Here is a 21,054-nt window from a genome sequence, read left to right as displayed (position 1 = left end):
TTTAAGATATTGAGTATTGAGATGTGTGTATATTTGAGTAGTAGAAATATCTGTGTGTCCTAACAATTCTTGTATTACTCTTAGATCTGCACCTTTCTGTAAAAGATGGCTAGCAAAACTATGCCTTATAACATGAGGAGATACCTGAGATATATTAAGCCCTACGCGATTAGCAATTTTTTTTAGCGATAAAGCAAAATTTTGCCTAGTCATATAACCTTCAGAAGAATTGCTTGCAAATAAATACTTAGAAGATTTGGATAAGTGATTATTATAAAATAAAGAACGAATTTTTAAATATTTTTGAATTGCAGTTTTAGCATATTTATTAATAATTACTAATCTTTCTTTACATCCCTTACCTTTTATGATAATCGAACTACGTATTGTATTATCAGCATTTGTATTGGTAATATCTAGCAATTTTATACTTACTAATTCACTAACTCGAACTCCAGTAGAATACAACAAGTGAATCATGGCATGCATTCTTATCATTTCAAGTTCTGAACTATTTTTTGTAAAATGTAGTAACTTTAAAATCTCATCTATAGATAATATTTTAGGCAATGAAGACTTTAATTTTGGTAATTCTACTTTTAATACAGGATTATGAATAACATGACCTTCACTAATTAAAAAATTATAATACCCCCTAATACTAGAAATTTTTCTATGAATAGATCTATAAGATAATTTAGCAGAAATCAAAAACTCTACATAAAGTTCAATATGATAATCCAAGACACATGTTTCTGATAAATTATTACACTGCAAAAATTTATTAAAATCCTGTAGATCCCTTTTATAACTAATAATAGAATTTTCTGCTGCGGCATGTTCACTCAACATCGCTTCTAAAAATTGTTCTATAAAATTCATTAATACCAAAATCTAAAATTATCAATATAGATTAATAACTATTTTTACTTTTTAAAATTTCGACTAATCGCTTTGCGATATAATTGGAGGTTAAGTTAAAATATTCAAATATCTGCTTGCCTGGAGCTGAAATGCCAAAATCTTCAATACCAAAAAAATACCCATTTTTACCTATGATTTTGTGCCATCCAAAACTTGTAGCTGCTTCAATGCCTACCTGCAAAATGCTATTACCAACCAAATCTTCTAAATATTTTTTTGGTTGTAGATTCAGTAATTCAAAAGATACTACAGAAACTACTCTCACTGAAATTTTGTATATATCAAACATTATTTTTTGTATATTAGTTGCAATATGAACCTCAGAGCCAGTAGCGAAAATAGTAATATCTATTTGCTCTTGACTAAATGCTTCTGAAATAACATACCCACCCTTCATAGATAAATTAATATCTAAAAGTGAACTACGGATTTGTGGTAATTTTTGTCTAGTAAGAACTAGCACTAATGGAGAATCTTCAACATAATTACTAATGATATCATAACATTCTATGGTCTCCACTAAATCTGCAGGTCTTAATACTAACAAATTGGGCATAGCTCTTAATGAAGCAAGCTGTTCAATAGGTTGATGAGTAGGGCCATCTTCTCCGACTCCTATTGAATCATGGGTCATAATATACAATGTAGGTAACTTCATTATTGAGGATAATCTAATTGCAGGTCTCATATAATCAGAAAATACTAAAAAACTACTTGCTATAGCGTTGATACCAGATAAAACAAGGCCATTAATAATAGCTGACATTGCATGCTCTCTTGTACCGTAATGTAGAAAATTCCCTCCAAAATCATCTTTAGAAATAACTTTACTAAGTTTTGGATGAAATACATGAGTAGAAACAGATAAATCAGCTGAACCAATGATTAGCCTTCCATCATCGCAAAGCATTATTTGTTCTATAACCTTCCCGGATGATGCCCTTGTAGATTCATCATGATTTGATAAGATAACTTTATCTTTGCAGAATTTTATTCTATTTTTCAATAAAAAATATTTTTTATTATCACCTAAGAATGCAATATTTTTATACCAAAGATTATATTCACAAATATTACGTTCCCATGATTCTCTCCAATATTGCAGTATGCACTCAGGTAAATAGAAATCCTTATTTATGACATCAATATTATTTTTAAAAAACTCTATTTCTGTAGTGCCAAGAGCAGAACCATGAGAATCAGAAGTACCAGATTTATATTGAGTCCCTTTACCAATAATAGTCTCAAACGATATAAAACTAGGTTTATCTGAAGAAATTGCGCTATTCATAGCTGAAGAAATAGCCAGATGGTTATAACCATCAACAGCATTGATACTGAAACCTAAGGCATCAAATTTTTTAAGATGATCCTCAGACACCGTTAAAGATGTTGCGCCATCTATAGAGATAGAATTATTATCAAATAATATAATTAAATTATCTAATTTCAAGTGCCCTGCAAGCGATGCAGCTTCATATGCTATGCCTTCCATAAGACATCCATCCCCAACTACCACATATACTCTGTAATTACATATATCATGACCTAAGTTGACTTGATGTTTTTTCTGGGCAATAGCCATTCCTACGGCATTAGCTAACCCTTGCCCTAATGGTCCAGTGGTAGTTTCAATAGCTTGATATTTATCATATTCTGGGTGTCCAGCTGTTTTGGAATAAAGTTGACGAAATTTTTTGATATCATCTAAAGTAAAATCCTTATAACCTGCCAAATAGTAAAAAGAATACAGCAACATAGAACCATGCCCTGCTGATAACACTATTCTATCTCTATTGAACCATGTAGGATCATTAGGATTGAATCTTAAAAAATTAAATGCTAGATTAGTCATAACGTCGGCAAAACCGAGAGGCATTCCAGGATGCCCTGATTGTGCTGATTCTATTGCATCAATTGATAAGATTCTTATTGCATTAGCAAGTTCATGATAATTCACTGGATGCCTTGGTTATAATTCTACTATTTAATCTAATCATCTAACTATGCCAAATACTGTTAAAACCATATTACTTGATTTCATATTATATATTCAAGTATTACTAAGACATTTGTATTTATCTGTCTCATCCACGATTTTTTACCAAAAAATATACACAAATTATCATGGATACGGTTTTAAATATTTGTTAAATATTACTGCCATATCACTGATAATACTATTTGTACCAATTATACAGATTTTCCACTCTTCTGGTATAGATGAATATCTTTCTCACAACACAATATCAAACTACACAACCAAAAATATAGATTTTATTTTAGAACAAATCCCAGAAATGAATTTTAATGGAAAAATCATTTCAAATTCAAGCAATAATAACGATGAAATCAAATATATATATGATCTAGAAAACAAACCTATATTAGTGATTGATACTGGAAGTAAATTATCTCAACAAGAAAAATATAAAATACCTATTATATTTAACAGAGAAACAATAAAATTCAACCTTAACCTAATTAACTTAGAAAATACAAAATATACCCAAATAAACTCTATGCTGGGCATAGATAAAAGCTATGAACTGGATTATAAAACAATTTTTTATATAAACAAAGGTATAATCAATAAAAAATTAATAAAGGAATATCTGGCAACATTACTGAACGCAGTATCAAAGTCCTTGATATATATGGCAATGCCTGCCATGACATTAATAACATTAATGCATAATATATATGAAAATATAGTAACCTTTTTATTCATTTTTGTAATAATATTTACACTTAGCAAACAAAGAATCTTAAGTGATTTTAATACTAAAACTAATAAAGGCAAATCAGAGCTATTAACAATAGCGCGCAGATTACTAAGATTAATAGCCTTTACTAATGCTCCTCAACAGCTATTAACACCAATATTATTTGTATTCTTTCCAATTTTACTTAAATATTATTTACCAGTGCTTAAAATATGGTGCCATAGTCTAATGATATTTGCTTTGATTAAACAACAGTATAATACAACATAGTTACTCAATAGGAGTTAATAACAATTTTTCATATTGAAATCTACATACTTCTATTATAAGATTCTGTCTTCTAGGGTATCCGAAGTTCAATAAAAACGTAACCTACAATATAATAGAACATACTATGATGGATAAAGCAGTAATTCATAAAAAAGAAGATTTTCAAAAGATGGCAGCTGCAGGCACTCTTGCAGCCAGAACTTTGGATTACATAACAGATTATGTAGTGCCAGGAGTTAACACAAATTATCTAAATGAGCTATGTCACAATTTTATCACAGAAAATGGTGCTATACCTGCTCCACTAAATTACCAAGGGTTCCCAAAGTCAATATGTACCTCTATAAATCAAGTAGTGTGTCATGGTATTCCGTCTGAACAAAATTTAGAAGATGGTGATATATTAAATATAGACGTAACTACAATATTAGATGGGTGGCATGGAGATACAAGTAGGATGTTCTATGTAGGTACAGTATCGAACGAAGCCAAGAATCTTATACAAGTGACATATGATGCTATGATGTTATCAATTGATATTGTAAGACCTGGTACCACACTGGGAGATATAGGATATACCATACAAAATTATGTTGAAAAACATAATTATAGCGTAGTAAGAAATTATACTGGACACGGAATTGGTAGAGTTTTTCATACTGAACCATATGTATTACATTATGGATCTCCGAGTAAAGGATTAAGATTAGAAGAAGGCATGTTTTTCACTATAGAGCCTATGGTGAATTTAGGAAAAAAAGATACAATACTCAGTAGTAAAGATAATTGGACTGTGTATACCAAAGATAATTCATTATCAAGCCAATTTGAACATAGCATAGGAGTCACTGGAAACGGTGTGGAAATTTTTACATTATCACCCAACAATTTGTTATTTCCTCCTTATGGGAAAAGATAAGATAATTGATAATCGTCAAGACATATTACTGCACTATATTGGGCATCGTAAGAGGTTAAAAGAGAAATTTCTACATTCTGATACAACCACAATACAAGATTATGAATTAATTGAGTTACTTTTATTCAACTCTTTTCCAAGAAAAGATGTAAAACCTTTAGCTAAAACTTTAGTAAATAATTTTGGCTCTATAAGAAAATTATTAACTACAGATATCCATAAAATCATGACGATAAAGGGCATAAATCTTTCATTTTGTATCAACCTAAAAATCATCCAAACTATAATCTTTAGAGCACTAAAAGAAGATATAATAAAACAAAATATACTAAGTTCGTGGGGAGCATTATTGGATTACTTGAAATTTGCCATGGGTAATCTAGAGATAGAGCAATTCAGAGTTTTATTCTTGAATAAACAAAATATACTAATATCTGACGAAGTTGTAGCAGAAGGAACTATTGATCAAACTCCAGTATACCCAAGAGAAATTATCAAAAGAGCTTTATTTCATGGAGCGGGAGCTATAATCCTAGTACATAACCACCCTGGTGGTAATCCTAAACCTTCAGAAACTGATATAGATATGACAGATACTCTAATAGAATCATGTAAAATGCTAAACATTAACATACATGATCATGTAATAATAGCATCTAATAAGTATTTTAGTTTCAAAGACAATATGCTGATTTGATTTATTATTTTAAAGATTCATACTTGCAAGATATTATTTAATACATATACTAATTAGATAATAAAAGTTTGAATTTATTTACTTCAAAACTATACTCATAATAGCAAATCGCTAAATTAACAAATAAAAGAAGCTGTATGAACCATAGTAAATTAAAACATTCTATCTTATTTTATAAAATGCATGGTCTGGGCAATAGTTTTGTATTAATCAATAATAATTGTTTACCAGATGATATAAATTATCAGAGATTAGTATCAGAAATATCGAACAAAGATACAGGTATTGGATGTGATCAGATAATAATATACAATGATAAAGACTTCTCCAAGGCTATTGGCCTTGATATTATTCCTGAAATAAGAGTCAAAATATTCAATAAAAATGCTTCTCAGGCCAATTCATGCGGAAATGCATTTCGCTGTTTATCAAAAATTATGTTTGATAAATATAATGTTGATACCATATATATAGTGGTTAATAACAAAAAATTTCACTCTAAATTTATTAGCAATGATAAAATAGTCGTAAACATGGGAGAAGCAAATTTTCAGGCAGATTGGATACCTGAAAATAATAAATTACAAAATCTTCTATCATCATATACGATAGATTGTGAAAAAACCTTATGCGTAGATATGGGGAACCCACATATCGTTACTTTTTCTTATGTTAGTGATCAAAACAAAGAAAAATTTGCAAAAGATTGCCAAAATATAAACTTACTTAATCAAGGAATTAACGTGAATTTTGCAAAAGTAAAAGAAGATTCTATAGAATTATTAGTGTGGGAAAATGCTACTGGCTTCACACTAGCTTGCGGCAGTGGAGCTTGTGCCAGTTTTGCAGTAGCTATGAAGTTAAATTTTTTAGGATCACAACAAACCAAAGTGATATTCCCTATGGGCGTACTAGAAATGAGCATAAATTCTCAACAAGAAATTATAATGTCAGGCCCAGCTGAATATATAATACATGGAGATTATGTATCAAAGGCTTAATTTGATTAGTAATGCATAAATACAGATAATATCTGTATAAAAATCTTAAGATATAAATTAGGTTATCTATGATAAAATATAACAAAGTAGTAACTTTTGGGTGTCGTTTGAATATATATGAAAGTGAAATCATAAAAAATCAGCTAAAATTATTGAATGATTCAGATAATTTAATAGTAATCAATAGTTGTGCAGTAACAAAATCTGCTGAAGAAGAGGCTAAAAAAAAAATAAGACAACTCAAAAAAAAATTTCCTGAAAAGAAAATTATAGTTACTGGCTGCGCTGCACAAGTTGATCCTGAATCTTTTCAATCCATGCCTGAAGTTACAAAAGTCATTGGTAATGAAGAAAAACTACATAGTAAATATTATCAATTAGATGAATCATCACCAATAAACGCAGTCTCTGTACAAGATATTATGTCTGTAAAAGCCATATCAACAGATAACATTATCAAAGAATTTCAAGGAAAATCAAGAGCATTTATACAAATACAAAATGGTTGTGATCACAGATGCACCTTTTGTAAAATACCATACGCAAGAGGTAATAGTAGATCTGTACCGATTGAAGCAATAGCCAAACAAATAAACATATTGCTAGATGGAGGATACAAAGAAGTTGTATTCACCGGAATTAATGTAACAAGCTATGGACAAGATTTGCCAGGGCAACCCACTTTAGCGCAAATGATCAAAAGAATATTATTAATGATACCAAAGCTAAACAGACTAAGACTCTCCTCAATAGATGTAGCAGAAATAGATCAAGATTTGTTTAACCTGATAGCTACCAACTACAGAATTATGCCTCATATACATATAAGTTTACAATCTGGCGATAATATGATACTAAAACGCATGAAACGCAGACATACTCATGAGCAAGTTATTGATTTTTGTCAACACCTCAGAAAATATCGTAGTAATATAGCATTTGGCGCTGATATAATAGTAGGATTTCCTACGGAAAATGATACAATGTTCGAGAATACCAGAAATTTAATAATGAAAGCCGATTTACAGTATTTACACATATTTCCATATTCTAAAAGAGATGGTACACCGGCATCCAGAATGCCACAAATAACAAAGGAAATTATTAAATATAGAGCTAATCAATTGAAACAAGATAGTGATCAACAATTAAAAAAATTCTTAAAAAAAAATATAGGAGAAAATGTTGAATTATTAGTAGAACAGAATAATATAGCACATACAGAAAATTTTATTCCTGTTCAATTAGAGGAAGAATTTGAAATTGGAAGCATCCTAAAAGCAAAATTAGCTTCAGTCAATAATAATAAAATGAAAATACTACCAATCAAGCAATACAATATTTCTTACTAAGATATAAAAAAATGGAATTTAAGAAAATACTGATATATGGAGCTGGAAGCTGGGGGACAGCACTAGCTTGCCATTTTGCTAGAATAGACCAAAGAAGAGAAATTTTATTATATACAGAAAATCCCAGAACATTGGCAGATATTAATAATCATCATATCAACAGCATATATCTCAATAACATCCCGCTATCACAAAATATCAGAGCCACAAATGATATACATCATGTAAAAGATTCAGAATTAATAATAATAGCAGTGCCTTCTAAAGCATTTTCTACTACCATCGACAAATTAAAGAATTTATCCCTGCACACAAATACATTACTACTGATTGCTACTAAAGGTATTTCTCTAGATCCTATAGAACTTATGTCAACCAAAATACAGAGAGATCTAACCAGTAATTTTTTATTCATAGCAGGGCCTAATCTAGCATGTGAAGTAGCAAAAAACCTTTATAGCTCTACAACTATAGCAGCGAATGATATTACATTAATCAATACGATACTTAATAACTTCAGCACAGAAAATTTTGAAATGATAAGTTGTAACGATATTATCACTATACAAATTGCATCGATAGTAAAAAATATTTTAGCTATTAAAAGTGGTATCATGCTTGCAAAAAAAGAAGGGGAGAACACAAAAGCAACCTTAATTACTAATTCTCTTAGAGAAATAGAAATAATATCGATTGCTTTAGGAGGTAAAAGCATAAATATATTACAACCTGCAATAATAGGTGATCTAATATTGACGAATTACTCTAGTAAATCGCGTAACATCCAATTTGGATATGAATTCCATCGCAGTAATTATAGTAGAAAATTTCTATTAGAATACCCAAAGATTGTGGAAGGTGTAGAAGCATCCAAAGCTATTAGACAATTACTAAAAACTGATCTTAATATACCTATAATTAACTCCGTAGTATCACTAATATGTGATTACCCTACGAACAACTAAAAAATGCTAAGCTTCTCATATCTTCGCCTTTAAAAGACATAAGTTCACAGGTGTTCTTGCTAAAAAATACCAATTTTTTTTACCTCCAACTTTAAGTCAATATTATAATGAGAACTAACTTTTGAAATTATTAAATTAGCTAAAGATATAATATCTGATGAACTTGCATTACCAAGATTTACAATAAAATTACAGTGTAATTTTGAAACTGAAGCCTCTCCTATAGATTTACCTCTTAATCCTAAATTATCAATCAATTTCCATGCTGGAATATCCCTAGGATTCTTAAAAAAACTTCCAATAGTCTTACTATTAATAGGCTGGGAACTAGATCTCATATAAGAAATATAGCTTATCTTTTGGTTAATATCATCTATATTACCAAAGTCAACTTTCAACACAGCCCCTGTATAAATTAAACTATCACTCAATCTATTAGAACGGTACCCAAAACCACATTCTTCGTTACTATAAGTCACTATATTGCCAAAATAATCCATAGCTTGAACTGAAAGTATAATATCTTTAAATTCTCTTCCATAAGCACCTGCATTCATTGCTATGCCTCCACCCACAGTACCTGGGATGCCTATTAAAAATTCAAAATTTTTTACTGAATATAATTGTGCAAATTTAACCAAATTATAATTTAAGCAACCTGCACCAACAAATAACTTATTTTCATCGATAAATTTAATAGTTGAAAATGCATTAGATAATCTTATTACTATCCCAGAAATTCCTGCATTGCTAACTAAAATATTAGATCCTGCGCCTATAATACTGATAGGAAACGATAATTTATTATTATAAAAAAACTTCTGTAAATCTTTCAGATTTTTAGGCTGAAAGAACACATCAGCATTACCTCCAATCTTAAACCTATTATTGTGTGATATATTGTAATTATACCGGTATTTACCAGATATATTGCTGAATAGACCATTATAATCCTCCATAGACCTATTACAACTTTTATTTTTTATTATCAACATTCATTAAATTAAGTAAGTTACATACACAGTAAATCATATTTAACTAATAAAATAAGTCATTATATCTCTTCAACTATTTTTTGTGATATATAACCTATACTACCAGCGCCCATCAAAATAAATACATCCCCCCTCTGAGCAGTATTTCTAATTAGATCAATTATAGCATCTAATTTTATTAAATATGCTTTATAATGTAATTTTAACATTTTTGAAATTACTAATGATATATCAAAATTATTAATTATTTTTTCTCCTGCTGAATATATTTCGGTAATATATACTTGATCTGCGTCTCTAACACTTTCAATAAAACTATCTAATAAATTAAAAACCCTAGAATAGCGATGAGGCTGTATAATAGCTATTAACCTACCAGCAGATCCGGTTTCATTTATGATATTACGTGCTACAGACAAAGTTGCAGCTATTTCAGAAGGATGATGTGCATAATCATCTATAATAGATGCTCCTTTATAATCCAAGATTTTATTAAATCTACGCTTTACTCCTTGAAAATTTTGCAAAGCTTTTCTAACAACATCGAATCCAAACCCCATTACTAAATAAGCTCCTACAGCTGCTAATGCATTCAATATATTATGCCTACCTGGTATAGATAATATGACTCGTTTTTCTAATAAAGCTCCTGTGTATTTGTTATGTTTTATAACTATATCAAATATAGAGTGATAAGAATATAATTCTATATTATAAGCTTTAATCAAAGCATCCTCTGAATCTATTGCATAAGTGATAACATGATTGAAGTTGGTATTTTTTAGCAAAATATTACGTATGAATAAATTATCTATACATACTACTGATATTGAAGAATTACCGATAAATTTTTCAAAAGCATCAAGTAAGTTATTAAATTCACTGTAAAAATCTATATGTTCATAATCTATATTGGTCACAACTGACAAATAGACAGGAATCTTAACGAATGTACCATCAGATTCGTCTGCTTCAACGATCATATAATTACTATTACCAAAACAAATATTAGTATTTTTATCCTGATTAATACCGCCATTGACAGTAGTAATAGAAATATTTGAATACTCAAATAACGAAGAAATTAAAGAAGTAGTAGTAGTTTTACCATGGGAACCTGATACCGCAATTGAACATTTATTTTTTATGATTTCTGACAATGCTTCGTACCTCTGAATAACAGGGATACCTAATAATTTAGCTGCTTTCAACTCTATATTATCATCTTGAATAGCAGATGAAATTATCACACAAGATACGCCCTCAATATTCTGCGGATCATGATTATTGAATATTTTAATCGAAAAAAGTCTTAACCTATCAATATTCTCACTGTGTGAGATATCAGAACCTTGTATAGCATATCCAAGCCTAAACATAATTTCTGCAATTCCACTCATACCTATGCCTCCTATTCCGATGATGTGAGCTAACCTAAATTGACCAGAATAATTATCATTTTGATTGCTACAAATGTTGTTCATGAGATATATGACTTATATTTATATTTAACTAAGACAAGGCCCTATTGATCAATAGTCACTACAACCATAGCAATAGCAAATGACTTTTCATCAGATAATGAAATATTAAACCTATAATTAAAATTAACTAAATAATCTTTATCAATTACTACAAAAGGTTTACCTAAATCATCATTTAACACTGCTATCTCACGAAAATTAGGACCATTTTTTCTACCTATACCATTGTATAACGCCTTTGCTACAGCCTCTTTAGCAGCAAATCTTTTAGCTATATAAGCCATTTTATAATTGAAACCAGATATATCATCATAATAGAGCAGTTCTTTACTATGCAATAATTTTGTAAGAAATTTTTTTCTATATATACAATATATATTGCTGATTCTATCTATACTAACAATATCTGTACCTATGCCTAGTATCATTTAATCAATAACTACTATATTTTAAAATTAACATTCAACATAGGATATACGCTCTACGATACGGTGTAACCTGAGATAATTGAACATTTGTTCTATCTGATAGGATAAATCTACCTCTAAATCAAATAATATTTCAAAAAAACCGGTATTACAATCTATCACACTCATGTTAACGATATGAACATAATACCTAGAAATAGTAGAAATTATAATATCAAAAGTTCTAGGCTTATTTAAAATAAACATCTTCACCTTGAATATAGATGAATTAGAATATTCACTACAATTATCTACAACCAAAACATCTTTAAAATCGACTGATTCACGGTTTTCTAAGTAACTAGCAATTACAGCTTCTTTAGAACTATAAAACATATAGCTATTATCCATACTATTAGATGTATTTAATTTACTCAATGGCAAATTGCTAAATATGGGCAGATTTTGGTTCATTTCTAATACAGAACTTAGATTAATGTTATTGAACATTGATCTATCACTGCTGCCAAACAAAGATTCATCATAACCCAGCACAGAAAATTCTCTTAAATGCGGTGACGTATTATGTTGTTTATAACTATCAACAAAAAGATCATCTTGATTTTCCTTTAATAAAGCAATATTTTTACCAAAATATGCAGATTCAGAAAATCTTTGTAACTTTAATATCTTTCTTATCCCGCTGCGAGCTTTGCCAGTAATAACAAATTTTTCACATTCTGCAGATATTGTGTAACAATTTGAAGTAATTATTTTAACTTGATCTCCATTACTTAATGCAGAATTTAATTTGGCATCCTTACCGTTAATCACTGCTCCCAGACAAAAATCTCCTATATCAGAATGTACAGCATACGCAAAATCAACTACTGTAGCCTCTTGAGGCAGTGCTATTATAGAACCTTTTGGAGTAAAACAAAAAATTTGATCATAATGCATTGATAACTTGGTATTATGAAAAAATTCTTCTGGATTACGGTTATGCTCTAATATTGACAATAATTCCCTAATCCATAAATACTGCTTGCCATCAGCAGCATTAACATTATTCTGCTTGTATATCCAATGTGCTGCGACTCCTAATTCTGCTATTTCATGCATAGATTTGGTACGAATTTGTATTTCTACTCGTTGTGAAAAAGGTCCAATTACAACAGTATGGATAGATCTATAACCATTATTTTTAGGTATACTAATAAAATCCTGGAAATTACCAGGTACCATAGTATATGAGGTATGTATTACTCCCAGTATTTTATAGCAGTCTATCACTGTATCAGTAATTATCCTAAAAGCTATGATATCAGATAGTTGTTCTAATCCAACATTTTTTTGTTGCATTTTCATCCATGATGAGTAAGGAGTTTTCTTACGGCCATGTATCTGAAATTTATCAATACCAGATGATTTCAATAAACTAGTAATATCTTTGATAATTTTATTTATGAAATGGTCTTTATTTTGTTCTATATCTAAAAATTGATCAATTATAGAGTTTCTAATATCAGGATATAAAATCCTGAAACTGATATCTTGTAATTCTGTTTTAATTTTTTGTATGCCTATTCTTTCAGCGAGAGGAGAGTAAATTTCCATAGTTTCAATTGCTATCAACTTCTTCTTTCTTTCACATGAAAGATAATCAATTGTACGCATATTATGTAATCTATCTGCAAGTTTTACTATTAAAACCCTTATATCCCCACTCATAGCCAAAAGCAATTTTCTAAAATTTTCGGCTTGCCTAACATTATCTGGAATAAACTCCATTTTTGTAAGCTTCGTTACTCCATCAACTAAATTTGCAATTTCTAATCCAAAAATTCTCTCTATATCAATGGTCTCAATTTCCGTATCCTCAACCAGATCATGCAATATTGCGGTAACTATAGAACAAGTATCAAGTTGCATCTGAGAAATAATGTAAGCAACCTCGATAGGATGTTGATAATAAAATTCTCCAGATGCCCTAAGCTGAGACCCATGATGATGAATAGCAAAATCCAGTGCCTTATCAACTAACTCTTCATTAAAAGAACACCCGGACGACATATAACGTTCAATAATTTTCTTATACTTTAACATAAACTAACTCCAAATATTAACTGACTAACCTTCAATTAAGTTAAAAATCTAAAATCTATACACTCAATTATAACCCAGCAAATAAAAATAAACAATAAAAAGGATTTTAATATAAAAAACTTAAAATATTTTAATAATATATCTTAGTAAATAAAAATATTAATTAATTAATATTTTTGTCTTTGTTTATAATATTCAGCAATTATGAGAGCAGATGTTTCTTCTATAGATCTTTCAGAAACGTCTATAATCTTCCAATGATTAGTTATACATAGTCTATTTATCTCCTGAAATTCTTCCGTAATTATATCTAAATCTGTATAATTCATATTTTTATTTACATTCAATAAATCAAGACGGTGCTTTCTAATTTCAACTAATCTAGTTGGATTAATTACTAACCCAACTATAGTTGGGTTTACTAGTGAAAATAATTTTTTAGGCAATTGGTATCCATAAACAAATGGAATGTTAGAAGTTTTGAATCCATTGTAAGAAAGATAAACAGAAGTTGGAGTTTTAGATGTTCTAGAAGGACCTACCAATATTATATCTGAATCACCTAAATCTTTAATATTTTGACCATCATCATGTTTTAATGTAAAACTAATCGCAACAATTTTTTTAAAATAACCTTTATCAAGCTCATGCTTTATACCTACATCAACAGAAATATCTACATGACTAGAAATAGTATTTACCAAGTGATCTATTACAGAAACACAAGGTATTTGAATTTGAGTACAAAAATTTAACAACTCGTTACAAAGTTCTTGATTTAATATTGTAAATATTACAATACCTCTTTTTTTTTCTATTTTCTTAAATATAGATTTTATAGAAAAACTATTCCTAATAAGTGGCCAATAATATTTTTTAACATCTAAATTACTAAATTTTCGTAGAGCAGTATTGGTAATATATTTAACAGTTTGACCAGAAGAATCTGATACCAAATGTAATACTAATTTATTCATTTTTTATTCACAATATAATGTGGATAATTTTAATTCATAAAACAAAAATAGAAAGCATAGCTTTGCTTGTAATTGCTTCTTAATAAAGTAAAACAGTTAATTTTTTGTACATAAAAATTATACATATAAAAATGTGTATAATGCATGATCTTAAGATCTATGAGATATAATAAACATTTCATCCACATAATTATTAACAAAAAAGATTTAAATGTGGATAATGTGCATAAAAAAAAATATATCTAAAGAATTCTCAAAAATTATCAGTTTTAATGTTGATAATTATGTGGATAAAAATTAGTATACCTTATACACACCCCAACAAAAACTACAATATAAGTATTATATTATAATAGTAACAACAAAATTATGAGAACATCAATACTAAAAATCCTAAAAAAAAAAGATAATATACCTATATGGTTCATGAGACAAGCAGGAAGATACTTACCAGAATATAACGAAATAAGATTAAAAAACCCTAATTTCATAAAATTATGTCTCACACCAAAATTGGCATCACAAATAACCATCCAACCACTAACAAGATTCTCACTGGATATAGCTATAATTTTTTCAGATATTCTAATATTACCTTATCTTTTAGGATGGCAAGTAGAATTTGAAAAAACACACGGGCCAAAGCTACGAATCTTTGAATCAGAACAGGATCTAATATCAATTAATAAAGATTTCAGCGATGAAATTAACAATTTGTATGAAGCTATTACACTGACAAAATCATTATTAAATAAAGAACAATCAATTATCGGGTTTGCAGGAGCACCCTGGACAATAATGACATATATGATTGAAGGTAAAAGTAAGACTGATTTCATTAAAAGTAAAAAATTCATTCTAAATAATCCAGATTTATCACATAAACTGGTAGAGCTTTTAACAGAAAAAACAATCGATTATCTATTAGGACAAGTAAAAGCAGGAGCAGATCTATTACAAATATTTGATTCTTGGGCTGGAATACTAAGCATATCTGAATATAAGAAATTTGTTATAGAACCTACCAATAAAATTATATCAAACATTAAAAATATATATCCTAATATTCCGATAATAGGATTCCCCAGAGGATCTGGTTTCTTATACGAAAATTACATAAATAGCATAAAAAATTTAGATTGTATTTCAGTTGATCAATTTATAACTACAGAAAAAATAAAGCAATGGCAGCAAAATATTGTTGTACAAGGAAACTTAGATCCAGTAGTATTATTAACTAATAAAGATATCATTGAAAACAAAACAAAAGATATACTGTCTAATGTGAATTTGGAGAATTTTATATTCAATTTAGGGCATGGGGTAATAAAATCTACACCAGTAGAGAACATAGAATTTTTAGTAAATTATGTCAAAGAATATAAATCATAAAATAGCAATAGTACTACTTAATCTAGGAGGGCCAGATAAATTATCATCTGTTAGACCTTTCTTGTTTAATCTTTTTAATGATAAATTTATAATAAGGTTACCAAAAATCTTGAGGTATATTGTTGCATTTATTATTTCAACTAGTAGATATAAATCTTCTAAAATAAATTATTCAATGATTGGTGGAAAATCTACTCTACTTGAAGAAACAACAATACAAAAACAATATATAGAAAAATATCTTATTGAAAATAATTTATTAGATTTTGATTTTAAAATTTTTATTTCAATGAGATATTGGTATCCTACTTCACAACAAGTGGTGACCAATATAAAGTCGTATGATCCTAAAGAAATAATATTACTACCATTGTATCCTCAATTTTCTACTACAACCACACAGTCTTCAATTCTTGATTTTAAACACTCATTAGCAAAAGAGAAATTATTTAATATTCCAATAAAATCTGTTTGTTGTTATTATAATGATGATGATTTTATATCAGCACATATTAACCTTATAAAACAATCAATATTAAAAATTAGCAATAATAAAAGTTATAAAATAATATTTTCTGCACATAGTTTACCGTTGAGTACTGTTAAATCTGGAGATCCATACCAGTGGCAAATTGAACAAACAGTAGAAGAAATAGTTAAAAGATTGAAAATAAATAAGTTAAAATTTAAAATTGCCTATCAAAGTAAGATAGGGCCCATAGAGTGGCTTTCTCCTAGTACAGAAGATGAAATAATAAATACTAATAAATCAGGGGAAAATATTATCTTGGTACCTATATCTTTTGTATCAGAACATATTGAAACACTAGTAGAACTTGATATAGAATATAAATTACTTGTAAAAAATTCTGATTTATTATATATAAGAGTACCTACACTAAGAATTGATAAGTATTTTATCAAATCCTTAGCTAACTTGATAAAGAAGCTAGTAGTTATACCTGGAGATTTCATTACTTCTAATAAATTATGTAGGCAATGTCCTAAAGATTTTAAATTTTGTTTATACAAAAATTGATATTTTTTATTATTAGGGATAATTAACATGGATATATCTAGTTACTATGATTGGTATAAAGCAGCTCATATCATATCTGTAATTTGCTGGATGTCTGGGATGTTATATATGCCAAGACTGTTTGTATATCATAGTAAAGTAAAATACAACTCTGAATCAGATGTGATATTTAAAACTATGGAACGTAGGTTAATGAATATTATAATGAATCCGTCAATAGTTCTAACATATATATTTGGGTTAACCAACTCTTATATATACGGGATAGAAGCCTTAGGAACATGGTTTCATATAAAAATGGTATCGGTTACGGTATTGACATTCTTCCATTTTATGGAAATAAAATGGAAGAATGATTTTCTACATAATAGAAATAAGCATTCAGAAAGATTTTATAGAATAGTCAATGAAATACCGAGCTTATTCATGTTGATAGCAGTAATTATGGTGGTAGTTAAGCCATTCGAATAAAATATTATTAATATTATTATGAGAGATAATCTAATTTTAGGTTTTGATGTTTCAAATAATAATTGCTCTGTAGCTATTTCACTAGGGGAAAGGATATTATGCTATAATGAAATATTAAACAGTTCTGTACAAGCTGAGCAAATATTGCCTATGATAGAGTATAGTCTAGAAGAAGTCAGACTTTCATACAGGGATATAAATTACTTAGTTGTTACTAATGGGCCAGGTAATTTTACTGGAGTTAGAATAGGGTTATCAGTTGCTAAGTCTATAGTGATGTCTACTAAAATTATAGGAATTGGTATATCTAATTTTGAAGTGAGTTATCTCAGAGCAATAGAGCAAGTAGGTGATTTTGATAAAGTGATAGTAATACTAAAATCCAATATTTATCAGTCATATTTACAAATATTTAGTAAAGCTGGAGATATTACAGAACCAAAATTAATTGATAACAGTGATATAAAGTTTCTAGTTTCTAAACTTACAGAGAATAATCTTAATGTATTATGTGTAGGTAACGCGTTGAGTATAATTTACCAAAATATAAAATTCATAAATAACTTAATGATTTTGCCAAGATTTACTTATGTTAAAGCAGTTTATTTATGTCGTTTTATAAATTTGAAAATAAGAAACAATGATATTACTCCTATAAAACCTTTATACGTAAGGCTTCCAGATACAAAATAGTTACAGATACAATAACAATATACTGTATATTGTTACATTTAACTTAATGTAAATATACCTCATAGATGAATAAATCACTGTCCATTTTGGGTGTAATAGAATTGTCGAAATTGAAACCCATTTAATATTAATATAATATATTAATATATAGTTGATTTATAAATAATTTATATTATGTATTTTAATATTCTAGAAAAATTAATTACAAAATCTAAGGATATTGCTAAAAAATATAGCAATAAAAATGTTTCTTGCGAACATTTGTTACTGGCTTTAACTGAAGAAAGTAAAATTATGGAGTTTTTTTTTGTAAATAATATCTCAATAGATCAATTTACAAAAAATATTGAAAAATATTTTTTATGCAATAATTTAGCAGATAGGCCTAAAAAGAGTTTTAGTGTTAATAGTTTTTTTAATAGTGTTATGTGCAGGTCAATGGATTATGTAGGATGCGGTATAGTACCTGAAAAATCTATAGCACTTTATATCATGTTTGAGTGTTTTTCTCCTGAAGAAAATCCTTATTTATCAGATTTTTTTATGAAATATGGGATTAGTCAAGATATTATATGGGTTTTTTTAAGAAAAAATATTGATTGTGAACAATTGTTAAGGGTCAATGAAGTGTTATTGAATACCCCAGATAATCATAATTTTACAATTTTAAAAAAAAATGAAGTATACAACAGTGATATATGTGAAGTAAAAAAATTTATATCAGATAGTAAAAATTATGACTTTAAGAAAGAGGATATATTAAGTTTTTGTGTTAATTTAAATGAAAAAGCGAGTAACAAAGAAATAGATTCTGTAATAGGTAGAAAATCTGAAATGAGTAGAATTACAGAGATACTATCACGTAGAAAAAAAAGTAACGTAATATTAGTAGGAGATACAGGAGTAGGTAAAACAGCTATAGTAGAAGGATTAGCAAAATTAATTGTAGATAAGCTTGCTCCTAGAGCTTTAATGAACTCTGTAGTATATTCATTAGATATAGCTGGTTTGGTATCTGGCACAAAATATCGTGGAGATTTTGAAAGTAAGATAAAATCTATGATATTATTTATAGAATCTAAGAATAATGCTATTCTATTTATAGACGAAATACATACAGTTATAGGAACAGGAAGTAATAATTTTACCGCTTTAGATCTAGCTAATATATTAAAACCTATATTAACTAGAGGTAGTATCAAATGTATAGGGTCTACAACATTTAAAGAATACAGAAATATTTTTGAAAAAGACGCAGCCTTAACCAGAAGATTTCAAAAAGTTATTATTCAGGAACCAAATTTTCAATCTTCTATTAATATTCTATACGGATTAAAGCCATTTTATGAAGAATACCACAATGTTATTTATGATAGATCTTCAATAATTAGTGCTATAAATTTATCTAGTAGATACATGCATAACAGATGTTTACCTGATAAAGCAATCGATCTAATTGATGAAGCTGGAGCAATTGCTAGAATAAAAAATGATGAAGATAGACAATCAGTACGTATCACTGATTCAGATATAGGAGATCTTATTGCAAAACATATTGGAATCCCTGATAAATCTATATTGGATGATAAAATATGTTTAAGAAAATTAGATAAAGAATTAAAAAAATATGTCTTTGGACAAGATCAGGCAATTGAGGATTTGTGTAAAAATATTAAATTACAAAAATTAGGATTATCAGATTATGATAATAAATTTACAAATTGTTATTTATTCGTTGGAAAATCTGGTGTTGGAAAAACTGAGCTAATTTCTAGATTAGCAGAATTTTGTAATATGAAAATAATAAAATTTAGTATGTCTGAGTTTAGTGAAGAACATTCTATAACAAAACTTATAGGCAGTTCTCCTGGGTATGTTGCTTTTGAACAAGGCGGATTGTTGATAGAACAAGTTAGCCAAGATCCTTATTCTGTAGTTGTTTTTGACAATATAGAAAAAGCACATTTTACTGTATTAGAGCTTTTATCGCGGATAGTTGAAAATAACAATATTAGGGATAATCTAGGTAAGATAGTTAGTTTTGCAAATAACATCGTAATATTTACTACCAGTTTAGGGAGTAAAAATATAGGATTCAACAAAAATAATGGTAAGACTCATGTAGAAATTCTTGATTCTAGGTTTGATAAAAATTTTATTCATAAATTAGATAAAGTAATAGTATTTAACTCAGTAGAAAATATTCTGGATAAAATATTAGATAGAAAATTGGAAAAACTTAAACAAAATCTTTTACTTAAGGATGTTGTACTGGAAATTGATAAAAAAGTTGAAAAATATCTTTTAAAAAGATGTAGTAATAATTCTTATAAGCTAATTGATAAAATAATTAAATCAGAAATTATCTATCTAATAATGGATGATATTATTTTTGGGGAGTTAAAAGAAGGAGGAGTTATAACTTTAAAATTATCTAAAGAAGAAAAAATCATATCCAATATAAAGACAAAAAAAAATGGTATAACTAAAGTTAAAAATTTTAACAATAGTAAAATTCAAGTAATTAAGTAATTTAAAATATTAATATATACTTATAATACCAATAGCTCTAAATATAATAAATAATTAGCGGATTTATTTTAAGCTCAAAAAGTTATACAATATATGTTTAGTTA

18 protein-coding genes (1 of these 18 cut by a window edge) are annotated in these 21,054 nt (G+C 28.2%); 11 read left to right on the top strand and 7 right to left on the bottom strand.

Going from position 1 to position 21,054, the window contains the following annotated elements; translation table 11 throughout:
* Together IHI24_RS04080 and IHI24_RS04075 are read right to left on the bottom strand one after the other, a co-directional pair.
* On the bottom strand, positions 1–882 hold the 5' portion of the coding sequence (locus tag IHI24_RS04080; protein WP_194966781.1) for a site-specific tyrosine recombinase XerD. Its footprint begins 90 nt before the window's first position; the window shows 882 of its 972 coding nt (coding positions 1–882); the start codon lies at positions 880–882; the stop codon falls past the left edge of the window.
* Positions 883–913: 31 nt separating this feature from the next.
* Positions 914–2,884: a transketolase family protein gene (locus IHI24_RS04075; RefSeq protein WP_194966780.1), complete on the bottom strand. Its 1,971-nt coding sequence runs from the start codon at positions 2,882–2,884 to the stop codon at positions 914–916.
* Between the two features lie 46 nt (positions 2,885–2,930).
* Between IHI24_RS04075 and IHI24_RS04070 the strand changes: the two genes are divergently transcribed.
* The 6 genes from IHI24_RS04070 to IHI24_RS04045 all read left to right on the top strand — a co-directional run bounded on the left by IHI24_RS04070 (position 2,931) and on the right by IHI24_RS04045 (position 8,854).
* On the top strand, positions 2,931–3,920 hold the full coding sequence (locus IHI24_RS04070) for a hypothetical protein (RefSeq protein ID WP_194966779.1): 990 nt from the start codon (positions 2,931–2,933) through the stop codon (positions 3,918–3,920).
* 124 nt (positions 3,921–4,044) lie between these two features.
* The gene (gene map, locus IHI24_RS04065) at positions 4,045–4,839 is read left to right on the top strand and encodes a type I methionyl aminopeptidase (RefSeq protein WP_194966778.1); all 795 of its coding nucleotides are present in this window, start codon (positions 4,045–4,047) and stop codon (positions 4,837–4,839) included.
* Positions 4,826–5,536, top strand: a complete 711-nt coding sequence (gene radC / locus IHI24_RS04060) for a RadC family protein (RefSeq protein ID WP_194966777.1) — start codon at positions 4,826–4,828, stop codon at positions 5,534–5,536. The genes map and radC overlap by 14 nt, the downstream gene beginning before the upstream one ends.
* 137 nt (positions 5,537–5,673) lie before the next feature.
* A complete protein-coding gene (gene dapF, locus IHI24_RS04055; protein WP_194966776.1) occupies positions 5,674–6,537 on the top strand; it encodes a diaminopimelate epimerase in 864 nt (287 codons plus the stop codon).
* Positions 6,538–6,605: 68 nt separating this feature from the next.
* Positions 6,606–7,889, top strand: a complete 1,284-nt coding sequence (gene mtaB / locus IHI24_RS04050) for a tRNA (N(6)-L-threonylcarbamoyladenosine(37)-C(2))-methylthiotransferase MtaB (RefSeq protein WP_194966775.1) — start codon at positions 6,606–6,608, stop codon at positions 7,887–7,889.
* Positions 7,890–7,900: 11 nt separating this feature from the next.
* On the top strand, positions 7,901–8,854 hold the full coding sequence (locus tag IHI24_RS04045; RefSeq protein ID WP_194966774.1) for an NAD(P)H-dependent glycerol-3-phosphate dehydrogenase: 954 nt from the start codon (positions 7,901–7,903) through the stop codon (positions 8,852–8,854).
* 59 nt (positions 8,855–8,913) lie between these two features.
* Here the strand turns inward: IHI24_RS04045 and murB are convergent, their stop codons facing one another.
* From murB to IHI24_RS04020, 5 genes are all read right to left on the bottom strand, one after another.
* Positions 8,914–9,849, bottom strand: a complete 936-nt coding sequence (murB, locus tag IHI24_RS04040; protein WP_228777157.1) for a UDP-N-acetylmuramate dehydrogenase — start codon at positions 9,847–9,849, stop codon at positions 8,914–8,916.
* Positions 9,850–9,908: 59 nt separating this feature from the next.
* Positions 9,909–11,333, bottom strand: a complete 1,425-nt coding sequence (gene murC / locus IHI24_RS04035; protein WP_194966773.1) for a UDP-N-acetylmuramate--L-alanine ligase — start codon at positions 11,331–11,333, stop codon at positions 9,909–9,911.
* A 41-nt stretch (positions 11,334–11,374) separates the two neighbouring features.
* Positions 11,375–11,761 (bottom strand): holo-ACP synthase, encoded by a 387-nt coding sequence (gene acpS / locus IHI24_RS04030; protein ID WP_194966772.1) that lies wholly within the window; start codon positions 11,759–11,761, stop codon positions 11,375–11,377.
* Between the two features lie 27 nt (positions 11,762–11,788).
* Positions 11,789–13,846, bottom strand: coding sequence for a RelA/SpoT family protein (locus IHI24_RS04025; protein ID WP_194966771.1), 2,058 nt, complete (start codon positions 13,844–13,846; stop codon positions 11,789–11,791).
* 167 nt (positions 13,847–14,013) lie between these two features.
* Positions 14,014–14,823 (bottom strand): pyruvate, water dikinase regulatory protein, encoded by an 810-nt coding sequence (locus tag IHI24_RS04020; protein ID WP_194966770.1) that lies wholly within the window; start codon positions 14,821–14,823, stop codon positions 14,014–14,016.
* A 369-nt stretch (positions 14,824–15,192) separates the two neighbouring features.
* On the opposite strand from IHI24_RS04020, the gene hemE reads away from it, so the two are divergent.
* From hemE to IHI24_RS03995, 5 genes are all read left to right on the top strand, one after another.
* Positions 15,193–16,215, top strand: coding sequence for a uroporphyrinogen decarboxylase (gene hemE / locus IHI24_RS04015; protein WP_194966769.1), 1,023 nt, complete (start codon positions 15,193–15,195; stop codon positions 16,213–16,215).
* Positions 16,193–17,254, top strand: coding sequence for a ferrochelatase (gene hemH / locus IHI24_RS04010; RefSeq protein WP_194966768.1), 1,062 nt, complete (start codon positions 16,193–16,195; stop codon positions 17,252–17,254). The genes hemE and hemH overlap by 23 nt, the downstream gene beginning before the upstream one ends.
* A gap of 33 nt (positions 17,255–17,287) precedes the next feature.
* Positions 17,288–17,725 (top strand): protoporphyrinogen oxidase HemJ, encoded by a 438-nt coding sequence (hemJ, locus tag IHI24_RS04005; protein ID WP_194966794.1) that lies wholly within the window; start codon positions 17,288–17,290, stop codon positions 17,723–17,725.
* 18 nt (positions 17,726–17,743) lie between these two features.
* Positions 17,744–18,418: a tRNA (adenosine(37)-N6)-threonylcarbamoyltransferase complex dimerization subunit type 1 TsaB gene (tsaB, locus tag IHI24_RS04000; RefSeq protein WP_194966767.1), complete on the top strand. Its 675-nt coding sequence runs from the start codon at positions 17,744–17,746 to the stop codon at positions 18,416–18,418.
* Positions 18,419–18,592: 174 nt separating this feature from the next.
* Positions 18,593–20,950, top strand: a complete 2,358-nt coding sequence (locus IHI24_RS03995; RefSeq protein WP_194966766.1) for an AAA family ATPase — start codon at positions 18,593–18,595, stop codon at positions 20,948–20,950.
* Positions 20,951–21,054 lie beyond the last annotated feature (104 nt).

The organism is Rickettsia endosymbiont of Cardiosporidium cionae (assembly GCF_015476335.1).
Lineage (GTDB): Bacteria > Pseudomonadota > Alphaproteobacteria > Rickettsiales > Rickettsiaceae > JADHZC01.
The sequence above is the reverse complement of the archived record's forward strand: the minus strand, read 5'-3'. Positions and strand labels throughout refer to the sequence as shown.